This window comes from Candidatus Bathyarchaeota archaeon, from assembly GCA_026014735.1.
Classification (GTDB): domain Archaea; phylum Thermoproteota; class Bathyarchaeia; order Bathyarchaeales; family Bathycorpusculaceae; genus Bathycorpusculum.
Genome location: JAOZHT010000001.1, coordinates 673,325 through 686,117, shown reverse-complemented (window position 1 = coordinate 686,117; position 12,793 = coordinate 673,325). Strand labels below are relative to the sequence as shown.

The 12,793-nt window shown below is 51.2% G+C and carries 9 protein-coding genes; 2 read left to right on the top strand and 7 right to left on the bottom strand.

Going from position 1 to position 12,793, the window contains the following annotated elements:
- The first annotated feature begins 30 nt into the window (after window positions 1–30).
- Window positions 31–705, top strand: coding sequence for a UMP kinase (gene pyrH / locus NWE93_03510; GenBank protein MCW3999286.1), 675 nt, complete (start codon window positions 31–33; stop codon window positions 703–705).
- Between the two features lie 316 nt (window positions 706–1,021).
- Here pyrH and NWE93_03505 read toward each other — a convergent pair whose 3' ends face one another.
- The 6 genes from NWE93_03505 to NWE93_03480 all read right to left on the bottom strand — a co-directional run bounded on the left by NWE93_03505 (window position 1,022) and on the right by NWE93_03480 (window position 11,642).
- Window positions 1,022–1,306: a hypothetical protein gene (locus NWE93_03505; GenBank protein ID MCW3999285.1), complete on the bottom strand. Its 285-nt coding sequence runs from the start codon at window positions 1,304–1,306 to the stop codon at window positions 1,022–1,024.
- 65 nt (window positions 1,307–1,371) lie between these two features.
- A complete protein-coding gene (locus tag NWE93_03500) occupies window positions 1,372–7,155 on the bottom strand; it encodes a right-handed parallel beta-helix repeat-containing protein (protein MCW3999284.1) in 5,784 nt (1,927 codons plus the stop codon).
- Between the two features lie 186 nt (window positions 7,156–7,341).
- Window positions 7,342–8,628, bottom strand: a complete 1,287-nt coding sequence (locus tag NWE93_03495) for a sugar phosphate nucleotidyltransferase (GenBank protein MCW3999283.1) — start codon at window positions 8,626–8,628, stop codon at window positions 7,342–7,344.
- Between the two features lie 2 nt (window positions 8,629–8,630).
- Window positions 8,631–9,986: a phosphoglucosamine mutase gene (gene glmM / locus NWE93_03490; protein MCW3999282.1), complete on the bottom strand. Its 1,356-nt coding sequence runs from the start codon at window positions 9,984–9,986 to the stop codon at window positions 8,631–8,633.
- 59 nt (window positions 9,987–10,045) lie between these two features.
- Entirely contained in the window at window positions 10,046–10,516 is a 471-nt protein-coding gene (locus NWE93_03485; protein MCW3999281.1) for an ATPase P, read from the bottom strand.
- Window positions 10,517–10,562: 46 nt separating this feature from the next.
- A complete protein-coding gene (locus NWE93_03480) occupies window positions 10,563–11,642 on the bottom strand; it encodes a carbohydrate kinase family protein (protein ID MCW3999280.1) in 1,080 nt (359 codons plus the stop codon).
- Between the two features lie 86 nt (window positions 11,643–11,728).
- On the opposite strand from NWE93_03480, the gene NWE93_03475 reads away from it, so the two are divergent.
- Window positions 11,729–11,947, top strand: coding sequence for a hypothetical protein (locus tag NWE93_03475; protein ID MCW3999279.1), 219 nt, complete (start codon window positions 11,729–11,731; stop codon window positions 11,945–11,947).
- A gap of 2 nt (window positions 11,948–11,949) precedes the next feature.
- Here the strand turns inward: NWE93_03475 and NWE93_03470 are convergent, their stop codons facing one another.
- Window positions 11,950–12,744: a prepilin peptidase gene (locus NWE93_03470; protein MCW3999278.1), complete on the bottom strand. Its 795-nt coding sequence runs from the start codon at window positions 12,742–12,744 to the stop codon at window positions 11,950–11,952.
- Between the last annotated feature and the right edge of the window lie 49 nt (window positions 12,745–12,793).

Genomic DNA, 12,793 nt, shown 5'->3' with positions numbered 1-12,793 from the left:
TGCCATATCACCACAACAAGAGGCACAGATATGCGCATAGTTGTTCGGATAGGCGGAAGCGTCGTAGCGAACCCAATCAACACGGAACTCATCGGAAAATACGCGGACACCATCAAAACCCTCAAGCAGCAGGGCCACGAGGTCGCGGTGGTTGTGGGCGGCGGCGCACTGGCAAGGCAGTTTATTGGGTTAGCCAAGGAGTTGGGGTTGGATATGGATGCGCAGGATGAGGTGGCGATTAGCTGCTCGCGGCTGTTTGCGCAGCTTTTCCTTAAGCGCCTAGGCGAGGTTGCATGCAGCAGGGTCGCTGTGTCCCCTGACGAGGCAGCATCCTGCTTATCTGAGGGCAAAATCGCCGTGATGGGGGGACTTCGACCGGGCATAACCACCGATACCGTCGCCACTTTGGTGGCGGAGAAAATCGGGGCGGATCTGCTGCTCAAGGGCTCCGACCAAAACGGCGTCTACAACAAAGATCCCCGCAGACACCCCGACGCAGTGATGCTTGACCGCTTGAGCTTTGCGGAGCTCGCCAAGGTCTTTGAGCAAAACGAGCATAAAGCCGGTATCCACCAAATCATCGATCCTGAAGCAGTTAAAGTGCTTATGCGCAGCCACATCAAAACGGTGGTTGTCAGCGGGTTTGAGCCGCAAAACATGCTTTTGGCGGTTGCAGGCGAGAACGTAGGAACCACAATCAGCTAATCAGCACTCTTTGCGGCGGCTTGAGGATGCAGTGGAGATAGCCGCGTATGCACTTTCTATAGGCCCCTTTTATATAGCATCAGGAAAGCTGCCTGCTCTGCTTGTAGAATTCGCCACACCCAGTCTACAACGCGCCCCCAAGCCCGATGCCAAAATGCGTTGTTAAACACAAAGCATAGGTTGTTGTTGAATAAAGGCAGGTTCCCTGCAACAACAACTAAAGAAAAAGTTGCGCAGATTTATTGATATTAGAGCAAAAAAGAGGGCGCTGGCTTGGCGGCGAACCGAGTCAGCATGCAATGGCTCAAGCGAAAGCTTAGGGGTTTGGCTTGAACGCGGCGACTTTTCTTTTTGAAGCCGCCAGCATAGCCAAAGTTGCCAAGGCAACGATCAGCAGCGCCATGACCAAGTTGAACTCGGGGACTTTTGGTGTGGGCGCAGGGGTAGCTGTGGGGTTAGATGTCGGGGTCGGGGTTCCTCCGCCGCTTGATGACCCGCCACTTGATGAGCCGCCTCCGCTTGAACCTCCGCCGCTTCCACCGCCGCCTGGGGTGGGTGTAGGAGTGGAGCTGCTTGATTGAAGCAGTATCGTTGCTGTCAAGTCAAAGGTTAATCCGGAGTTATCGCGGATTTGATAGTAAACCGTCTTTGAGCCGTCGCCCGAGGTTAAAGTCCATGCGCGGGTTGCCGTGAAGGTTTCCCATGCCTCAGTATCCCAAACGCCATCGTTCTGAATCTGACCTTATCCACGCCCGAGAGGAGATCTTGGGCGGTGACGGCAAGATTAACGGAGGTTGAGGTGGTTGTGGCTGCGCCGCTGTTTATCTGGATGGAACCGGTGGGGGCGGTTTTGTCAAGTTTGATGTTTGAAAGGGTGTGATGCGATTCTGTGTTGCCCGCTAAATCGGTGCTCCAGTACTCTAAGGTGTTAGTGGCGCCCTCCGTGGTTATGATGGGTTGTCCGTCTACGCCAACGTTTTTTGTTGCGCCGCCGTTGATTCTGTAGTATGTTTGGTCGATGCCAACCGCGTCGGTTGCAGTCAGGGTTATCGCAAGAGAGGTGCTGTGCCAGAGGTTATCATAGTCGGTGACGGTTGACGGCGGGGTTGTGTCTCCTTGGATTTGTATGGTATGCTGGGAATGCGTGTAGTTAAGGTAGATGTAGGTGTAGTTCGCATCTGACCAGCTTGTATAATCACAGACGACGCCGTCGAGGTAAACCGTGAAGATGCCTCGGTAGACGGATTGCATGAGGTTATTGGGTAAAGTGATTAACGTGAAGCCAGCTGTCCCAGATGTACCAGAGACTTCGAGGCTGAGGATTTTGTTTTGGGTTTGGATGTTTAGGTTGGCAACTGTAGAGTTTGAGAGGGTCTCCACGCTGCATTGTGTACCGTTGACTGTGCCTGCATCGAAGGTTGCTGTTGAGTAAACTATTGGGTAGCGGTCGGTGTTGTTTGAGTCGATGGTGTATGCCGTGTCGCCGATGCCGTCGTGGTTGCTGTCGGTTCCGTTATAGTCGCTCCAGTAGTTGCCTCCGCTTGGGTATCCGTTATCCCAGACCGCCGCCGGGGCCCCAGATTGAGTTATGGCTTGTAATTCGTTGTTTAAGAAAAAGTTATGATGGACAATGTCAGTTGATGCGCTTAATATTCCAAGCCCGATAGTGTTGTTGCCCACTCGGTTATAGGTTAGTTGACTGTTCTGGTTTGATAACATGTAGATGCCTATTTGGTTTCCTGTCACTGTGTTAGCGGTTATTAAGTTGTTAGTGGATAAGTACACAACTAAGCCCTCCGCTGAAAAGGTAGAGTTACCCTGTATGTTGTTGCCTGCGATTGTGTTGGAGACGCCGTATATTGAACCAAAGCCGAGGGTGTTGTTGGTTAATTCGTTTTGGGTGAATTGGCTATTGTTGGTGTAATATAGAACGGTGCCGAGCTGGTTGTTTTTAAAGGTGTTATGTGAAATGTTAACAGACGTGGCGTTTATGACTGCTACACCATACTGCAGGTTTACCAGAACATTGTAGCTTATGTTTGCACCACTGTATCTGTCAGCGACGATTCCGTAAGCGCCGCCATAAGAGCCAACGTATGGGTCAACGATGCCCTGAATGGTAAATCCGCTGACTTCTACGTTATCTGCCCGTATTGAAGTTACGTTTACCGAGTTGCCTGCTGCAATAATGGTTGAAGCGTTACCTGCGCCCCTCAGTTTAACGGACTTATTTATGATTGGGCATTCAGAATAGACGCCTGAATCTGCTTTTATAACGTGTCCGTTGAGGGTTTGAGTTGCATCTAAGGCATCTTGAATTGTATAGTAGTTTAAGCCTGTGTTTAAGTTGTGGACTTGGGCGGTGTGCTGCTGTAACGTCAGCAGAATTGGAGAGTTAGTGACCAAAGAAAACTGTTGCAAAGCAAAGGTGTCGCCGCCCCCCGCCTTAAGCGTTGTAGGCAAGTTATAGTTAGCCTCGGTGTAAGTAATGTTGAAGGCTAAAGAGCCGGTAGCGTTGGTTGTGCCGCTCCAGAAGGTGCTGCCTTGCCGGTTTAGGGTTAATGCTATACCCGCCACGGGGCTGCCGGATTGGTCTTTAACGGTTACAATGTATGGGCGGACCACGGTGCTCTTTTCCAGGTAGAGTTGGCTGAGTACGGTAAAGTTGCCGAGCAAATAAGTGTTTGAATTCACTAAGTAAAAGGTACCGATCGTGACGTTTGACATAGAAATGGTTTTGCTCAAGTTGTAGGCTTCAAGCCAGTTTACTGAAGCGTCACTTATGGAGAGTTTAGTATCGCAGTAGGCGATTAGATCGTAGAGGGTTCCCTTATTGACATTTACCGTTGAGTTGCCATTGGCGTATAATTGGGAGATTACTGCGGTTGGGTCCTGAACATGCAGATTAACAGTTCCGTCTACCTGTATACTCGATACGTTCGAGGCAACGAGGTTAACGGCTGCGGCGTCATAGCAACTTACCCAGTTAGCACGGCTATTCTGCACCGTTAAAACTGAGTTGCCTGCTGTCAGGATGTTGGTTAAAATGCTATTCTGCATCGTTACCACCGCAGAGCCAGCAGATGACAGGTAATTAAACGCTGAATTTGAGAGGGGTACTGTTGAGTTGCCGTTGACATACAGTGAAGAATCTTTGGCTGCGTGGTTAGTTATGGTTACGCCTGCGGAATCATATACCCCCATGTCTGCTCCCCCATTGAGGTTGGAGCTCAGGTAGTTGTTGGCACACGCAATCTGGGAAGAACCGTCGAGGTGGATACCGTAAGCAGTGCAACCTTGAATGTGGTTGCTGGTGATTTGGCAATTCCGTGCGTGCATTACTTTGATTCCGTAGTCGTTAAGCTGGAGGTAGTTGGAGTTGATGTTAGCGCCACTGACAGCGCCAATAGTGATGCCGCAAACGCCGCTGTACCAACCCGTGCCTTGGATGGTGAAGCCGGAAACTTCTACGTTGTCAGCCATAACGTATACTCCGCTGCCTATACCGCCATTGTCAATTATGGCGGAGCCATTGTTGCTCTGCAAATGAACAGGTTTATGGATAATCACGTTTTCTCTGAAATAGCCGCTGTCAACCAGTATGGTGTCGCCGCTGTGGGTGCTGCTTGAATCAATGGCTTTTTGGATGGAATTATAGCTTATGCCTGAGTTGAGGTTATGGACTCGGGGAACACTTAGGGCAGACACCTTGAATGCCAAGCCATCAAGACCGCCTGCGCCATACGAGTTGGTGGCACCTACCAGAACGAAACTTTCATCAGCGTTCTTTATGACAGCACGACATAGGTCAAGGCCGGAGCTTCCGTAAGATTGGCTGGCAATAACGGCTCCATTCGAGTTAAGCTTCAGCAACAAAACATCAGAGGCATTTTGACCTAGGGCGGCGATGCCTCCGCCGACCACAAATTCGTTGCTGGATGTTTCACGCGCTGAAAATCCAATACCATAATATGGCGTGCCATAGGTGGTTTCCCAAGTGGTGTCGAAATTCGAATTTAGCCTTACTATATAGGCAACTGAAGAGTTGAAGAGAACACCCCTAGTTCCGGAAAGCAAGTAGCCGCCGTCGGATGTCTGAATCAGGTTATAGGCCGTTTCGGGGGTGTTTTGACTGCCGTAACTTCTGAAATAAACCATGTTACCGTTATAATCTATTAATATCAAGCTAAAGTCATTGGATGTGCCGTTATTGGTTTGCCCTGCAAGGACATAGTAACCGTTATTTGATTGAATAACACAGTTGGCAATATCTGCGCTGCTAAAGCCATAAGTTTTTGTCCAAATTGGACTGCATGTGTAATTCGTTTTAACTAGGAAGGCTTTGGTGCCGCCTCCATAGGAGGTGGTGGAGCCGGCTAACAAGAAGTTGCCGTCGTAATCGACGATTACGCTGTTAGCAGTGTCTGTTCCGTTGCCCCCGAAGACATTGAAATTTTGCAGGTGACCCGTGGAATTTGTGCGGAGCAGATACATGTCATTGGTTCCGCTATACGAGGATGTGTAGCCGGCTATAACGAAGCTACCGTCAGGTAGCTGGATGATACTGTTTCCGCATTCGCTTCCCGATCCACCATAGGTTTTATTCCACTGGACTTTTCCGCTGAGGTCAGTTTTCACCAGCCAAACATCACTTGAAGACGACACTACCGTACTGCCTACGAAGGCGTATCCGCCGTCGGATGTTTTTATCCCTGACATAAACACGTCACTGCCTGTTGTTCCGTAGGTGTAGCTCCAATCCACCGGTGAATTAAGCAGAACCTTGATTATAACTCGGGTTTGCGAGTCCTCGATGGCTACGTAGTGCTCGCCGGGTTCAGCCGAGGGAATAGTAATCGTGGTTTCAAAAGACCCCTCGGGGCTAGCTATCGTGTTTCCCACTATGGTTGCAGTGTTCCATTCCGCTCCAGTTACGGTGCCCACCACGGAGGCTCCGTCCCAGCGTATGTAGATGGGGCTGCCTGCATGGAACCATTTACCAATTATAGGAACACTGTCACCGGGTAAAACGCTGACGACCTCGGCGAGGTTGGTGCCGTTTCCAAATAGCCCAGACGCCGTCTGGGAGTCCACGACCTTTATTCCTCTCATGTACTCGTCGTATTCAGCATAGCAGTATGTCACACTGTTAACTTGGGCACGGAAAGAGAGCGCATCATAAGAATCATAGTTATCACCTGTAGTCAGTGAGCGTCTTAAGTCAGGCATCTCAGTTGAGAAGGCAACTTTTCCGTTTGAATCAGCTGTAACATACTGGAAGAAATTCCAGTAACCCAAAGTGGGGTCGTAATAGGATATGGCAACGGGGGTTGAAGGCGTGAACCCTTGACCGGTAAACTGGACCATGGCGCCTCCGGGGCCCGAAGTGGAGGAAAGCTTCAATGACCCAAGGGCATAGAGAACAGTGATGATGACGCGTCCTTGGGAGTCCTCGATGGCTATGTAGTGGTTTCCCACTTCAGCTGATGGAATGGTTACGTTGACTTCAAATGAACCTGAGGCGCTGGCGATTGAGTTGCCAATTACGGTTGCGCTGCTCCATTGATCGCTGGTTACGGTGCCAACGACGGAAGTGTTGTCCCATCGGATGTAGATGGGGCTGTTTGCATGGAACCAGTTGCCGGCGATGGTGATTATTTCTCCGGCTTTAACCGTGACTGATTGGGATAAGTCGGTGCCGTTGCCGTATAGCCCCGATGCTGCTTGGTCGCCGACGCTTTTTATGCCCCGTAGATATTGGGTGTATTCGGCATAGCAGTAGGGTGTACTGCTTACTACAGCTCGGAACTGTATGATTTCGGAGTTTTCATAGTTATCGCCAGAGGGCATTGCATGTCTTAGGTCAGGCATCTGGGTATTGAAAACGATGGATCCGCTGCCGTTTGCGGTCACGGTTTGGAAGGCCATCCATGAGGCGGTAAATGAATCGTAGTACTGGATAGTTACCGATGAAGAAGCGGGGAAACCTTCGCCGGTAAAGGCCACCGAGACTCCGCCTGCACCCGAATTCGGCGTGATCCTTAGGGAGCCAAGCTCATAGTAGTAGTTGAGGGCGTAGTCCCCGATGGTCTCATTGCTGTACCCTCTGACCCTCAGATAATAGTTTCCTGAGAGGGTGATGTTGTAGGTGAATTTGAACTGTACACCGTCGCCGCTGTCATCGTCGCTTATCAGCTGGGTTTGGTTTTGATCATAGAGGTAACCGTAGGTGTCTGTTGAACCGCTGGTGTAGAAGGTATAGTTTCCCGGGGTTGCGTAAAAGCGGATGTAGTCATTGTCGCCCGCGGGCATGATGCTTCGGATTTGTTCCTGAATTAATGTCGATGGGGTAAGGGTGCTGTATTGTGTGAAGCTATCGTCTGGTTCATAACTATCCTGTGTTTGTGCATTAACAAGAGATGTAAATTGAACGGAAATTAGTAAAAACAACAAAGCTACAACTACAGTCTTTCGGTTACCTAACTGCACTCCAAACCCTCAATAGGTGGCTCGGATGAGTAACTATTTAGGCTTTTCCCTCAAAAACCAAGTTAAAGATGTTTTTTAATGAAAAAAAGCGGTAATTCCAAAAAACCAACGATATTTGCTTCGCATGAAAGAAAGAAAATCATATAATTATTTTGCCCGAATGCGAGGCTTCACCTCAGTGGACTGCTTTAACAGAACCACCTGTCCAGCAGGCAAATCGCGTTCCACCATCACGTTCGCTCCCACCCAGGTGCCAGCGCCAACCTTGACTCCAGGCATAAAGGAAGCTTTGATACCCGTCTTCACTCCGTCCCCTAAAATCATGCCGAGTTTGCGCCGCCCACTATCCACCACCTTGTCCTTAATCGCCATCTTGACTTGTCCATCATCGAAGCGCAGATTAGCGGTTATGGTGCCTGCGCCGAGGTTGCATTTTTCGCCTAAAACGCTGTCGCCGACGTAGCTGAGGTGCCCAATGTGGGTGCCGTCCATGATGAGGCAGTTTTTGATTTCGCAGGCATTTCCGACGCGTGTTTTTTTGCCCAAGCTTGTTCCGCTTCGAATATAGCAGTTGGGTCCAACATCGGCTTCTTCATCGATGAAGGCTGGTCCTTCGATGTAGACTCCACTGCGTATCCTCGCTGTCCGCGCAACTGTCACGGGCCCGAATAGATGCGCGCCCGGCTCAACGGTCCCTAGGAGGCGGTGATTCATGCGGCCAAGCGCCCAAACGTTAGCATCCAGCAGATCCCAGGGTCGGCCCACATCAAACCAGTCCTCCTTGCGGAGCTGTGCCGCCAGCACGGTTTTGCCTTCTTCGGCAAGCATGGTTATGGCGTCGGTGAGTTCCCATTCGCCCCGCACGGAGGCTTTAGTCTGCTTGATTTTGTCGAAAACCTGTTTGCTGAAAACATATATGCCTGCGTTGGCAAGGTTTGAGGGCGCTTTTCCAGTTGCGGGTTTTTCGACTATACGTTTAACGTGTCCATCGGGAGTCTGCTCGATTATGCCGTAGCTTTCCGGATGCTCCACAGGCACAACAGCCATCACTGCAGCTGTCTGGCCCGCCTTGAATTTTGAAAGCACCTCCTTAACTGCGGTTTGCCCAAAAAGCAAATCACCGTAGATCAGCACAAAGTCGCCATCGAGATGGGGCTCAGCGATGGCTGCAGCGTTGCCTGTGCCCAAAATCTGGGGTTGCTCCACATAGCAGAGTTTGAGTCCCAGCGCTTCACCGTCGCCGAAGTAGCTTCGGATTACGTCTCCCATGTAATGCGTGATGATTATGGCTTCCTCTATACCTGCTGCCTTAACTGCTTCAAGACAGAACTGCAGAATCGGTTTGCCGCCGACTTTGATTATGTGTTTTGGACGAGTTGCCGTTATGGGCTGGAGCCGCTCGCCTGCACCCGCCGCTAAAAGTACCGCTTTCATGGTTATGCCTCAATCATCTTCTGTATTAGTGCTGTTGCCTCGGCGGTTATATCTTTCGCCGCCGCCGCAGATTCACCCTCAACGGTTAAGCGAATAAGCGGCTCGGTTCCTGAAGCCCGAACCAGCAGCCAACCCTCTTTCAGCGCCAGCCGTGCGCCATCCACCGTCGAGAAATCAATGTAGGCAGGGAAAGCCGCTTTTAACTGCTCGCCCAGCTTATTGATCAACCGGTGCTTCTGGTCGTTTTTAACGGTGAAATTCACCCGCTTGGTTATGTACTCGGGCACTTCTCCGACGAATTCCGATACAGTTTTGCCCTCAGCCTCCAACGCCAACAAGAACATGGCTGCTGAGAGGGGGCCGTCGGGGCAGAGGTGGAGTTGAGGCTGTATCCAGGCGCCGCAGGGTTCGCCGCCGAAGACTGCGCCATCGCGGTTGATTACTTCAGAAACGTAGATGTCGCCGACTCTGGTCCGCATGACTTTGCCAGCGTATTTCTGCGCCATCGTCTCCACCGCCATAGAAGCCTCAATCGTCGTCACAATTACTCCCCCGCCCCTGCGCTTCAGAAGGTATGCGCCATAAGCAGCTAGGGAGCGGTCAAAATTCACAAACACCCCATGCTCGTCTACAAAAGCCACGCGGTCAGCGTCGCCGTCGAATGCAATACCAATGTCAGCGCCAAGCGCCTTTACTGTGGATGAGAGGTCCTTTAGGGTTTCTGCGTTGGGCTCGGATTTGCGGGCAGGAAAATGCCCGTCGGGCTGAGCGTTAAGAGCGGTTACTTTGCAGCCCAGCGCCCCAAGTAAAGAGGGCCCAATATCGAAGGCGGCGCCGCATCCGGGGTCAACCACTACCCGCCAGGCCTTTTTAAGCTGGACTGCTTCCTGCGCCATCTTAAGGTAAATATCCACGGCATCTACGGCTTGGGTAGATCCAAGTTGACGCCAATCCGCCAAACGGTATTTTCCAGCCGCAACAATTTTTTCCACGGCATCTTGATCAGCGTCCGCGTAGGAGAGCCCTTGGGAATCGAAGACTTTAATTCCGTTGTACTGGGGCGGATTATGAGAGGCAGTAATCATGAAGCCAACGTCGGCGCCCAGCGCTTTAGTGGCGTATGCGCAGACGGGCGTAGGCACCATCCCCAAAAGAGAAACCTCCACGCCGCAGCTAACCAAGCCCGCGACCAAAGCGGATTCAATCATGTCCCCTGACACCCGTGTGTCCTTAGCCACAACCGCCCGCTTCGCCTTCGCGTGGGTGGCCACTGCCGATGCCACCTTACAGGCCAAAGCAGGGGTTAATTCAACGTTTGCTAATCCACGTACTCCTGAACTGCCGAATAGTTTAGCCACTGAATTCACCTATCAATTCATGGTTAAAGGGCAAGTTACCTTAAAACGGTTTGGGCAACTTAGATTTTAAGGGTGGCTTTGAGCCTAGTGGGATTTAGCAGCAGATCTAAACCATCCACAATATCGAATATGCAAACATCCGCCGCCTGCAACGCATCCACCGCACAACCCTCCCTGCCCAAGACAGCGATGCCCAGCCCTGCCGCGTTGAGCATGCGCCTGTCATTTCGCCCATTCCCATAGGCCACCACTTCCATGGCGCCAAGGCCGTGAACGTAGAGTTCTTTTTGCTCATCCTGCTCTGCGTCCACTATAACATGCACTTCGCATGGCACATCCGTTAGCTCGGAGCGGGCAGTACCGAAGGTATCGGCGGTTAAAACGTGGATTTTAAGTTTCTCAGACAACTTCGTCAACTTCTCTTTAACCTCAGAGGATAGTTTTCCGTCGAACCCAAGGGTGCCATTGTAATCTAGCACGAGGTATCGAAGTTGCAGGTGCCCAAATTCAGGGATGCTAATTTCAAGCAAGCTAACTCACGACTATAGAAAAGCATTTACCGCTTAAATAACTGCGCTAGACCTGTGCCTTTAGGAAGCCCAACAGCTTTTCTTTGGTGGCGTGCATGCCGTCCTCGCCTGAGAGGTAGCAGGCGGAAACCGCGTTGGCCAACATCAGGCGGCATTCATCGGAAAGGTTGCTGTGGTCGCCTAAGAGGTTGCCTGCACACCAAGAGTCGCCAGCGCCTGTTGCACGCAACGCTTTAACTTTAAATGTGGGCACCACAACTTCGCTTCCGCCTTTAATGCTGGCAGAGAAGGCTGTGGTATGCAGGTCGATGCGTGCCGAGAAGTGAGCGGCTAAAATCCGCGCTGCATCCATTGCCAGCTCCGCAACGCCCAGCCGCATACGCTTTGAAGCGAATTCGGAATCAAGAAAGCTTGCGTAGGTGACTGCTTCGTTCTCGTTTAGGCTCAGAATGTCGATTTTGGAGGTTTTAAGCACATTTGCTATCAAGTCAGCTATACCGTGCCTGTTGGGGGTGGGGTCGGCGGTGTCGCAGAACGTCTTGGCTCTGCCCCGCTTAGCACGCCCAAAAACGGATTCCGCAAGCTCCGTGCCATGCCTAAGCGTACCCGCCCAATTAAAGAGACACACATAATCCGCCGTCTCCAAAAGCTCATAGTCAGATTCTTCGAGGTCAATAGGCCCGAAATCCGCTAAGCTGCCTAACTCTCGGAGCATAACGTTTGTTTTTCCTTCTTGCTCATTGAACTCCAGCGCAGTAGTTATGGAGGCTTTCTCGCGGATTTTGATGTGGTCGAGGTTGATTGGGTTATGCTTGAAGTAGTATCTGATTCTCTCTAGCCCATGGTGGCTGGTGCATACAATCGGCGTCACGGAGACACCTAAGCGGGCAAGCGCCGAAGCCACGTTTATGGCGTTTCCGCCCTTAAGGTCGCTTTGGGGTATCCCGTCTAAGCTGCCGCCCTTGCGCAGAGTAACCTTCGCCACTAAACCGGAGAACTCCGATGCAGTCCAAGGCAGGTTAATGAGGCGGTCGAGAAAAAAATCCGGCGCAACCACTACGGCGCATTCTTTCTGCGTGGACTGAGATAGGAAATTTTCAAGTTCATGTTTGCACGCTGTAGACATACCGAGGCTCCTAGATGTATCTTCCAAAAAGCTAAAATAAGCTTTTGTTGATGAATGTTAGCTCGTAGAGGAGGAGGATGTGGCAATTGAAGTTTAAAGTTGAAGTTTGCCTACTGGCTTTATCCATCGCATTGTTTGCTGCAGCGATGTTCTTCTATACTTACCAACCCGCCGACGCCGCATTAAGCTTAACAGCGGCTTCCCCATACAGGGGACTCGCACTTGCCTTCGTTGGGGTCGGCTCAGTCTCAATGGTTACCGCCTCGGTTTCCTACCAGAAAAAAACCAAACACATGTTGCAGTAAGCTCAGCCGATCAGCAGCCGCACCAAAAGCCAAACGACATCGCCGAAAACCAGCGCCACAATTAATCCCAACGTAACGAAAATCAGCATAGGCAACCCCGGCGTAGCCCAGATATAACCGTCGATTTTGCCCGCTTCTGTCGCGTCGGAGAGTCGCTCCACGATTTTGTCCCGGCCCTCATCTCTTGGAACCACGACTAAGCGCCGGTTTTTTTCTGTGTCCTGGTCATCGATGTCTTCCATGGGGAAGATGTGCCATTTATCCTTAAGGCTATCCACCGTCATCTTGTATCCCGTTAGGAGGATAAGGATTTTTTTGCCCCATGACTCAGAAGCCAGCGACCCCGCGAACAGGGTCGTTTTGTTTTTTCGGTGCCAAATGATGTTTCGCAGCACCATATACACGCCGCTTGCAGCAGCAAACAACACTGAGTTACTGAATATGGTTAGGGGAAAAATCACCGTTGACTGGGGCGAGATGGCGTCGGCAATCATGGGTGTAAAGAGGGCGATTGGCGCAAACGGCAAGGCAAGAGCGATGCACATGAAGGCTTTGGAGTCTGCGCCACCGAATCCGCCGGTGTAGAAAAGCAGCAGGGCGATGCCGGATGTTACGGCGAAGCATATGCCGTAGAGGAGCAGTTGGCTGGAGTCGAAGAGCACCAGTTCAGGCAGGGTTAACGCCAATGCTATGGGCGCGTAGATTGCCCAGACCTTGTTGCTTACTTCTCGGCACACATAGTCCCGCCATGATGCGTAAATGAGCACCGCTAAGGAAACAGCGATGCTTGACGCCATCAGAACTGCCTGCAGGGTTTCTATGCGTTGCTCCTCCTCTTTTACAGGT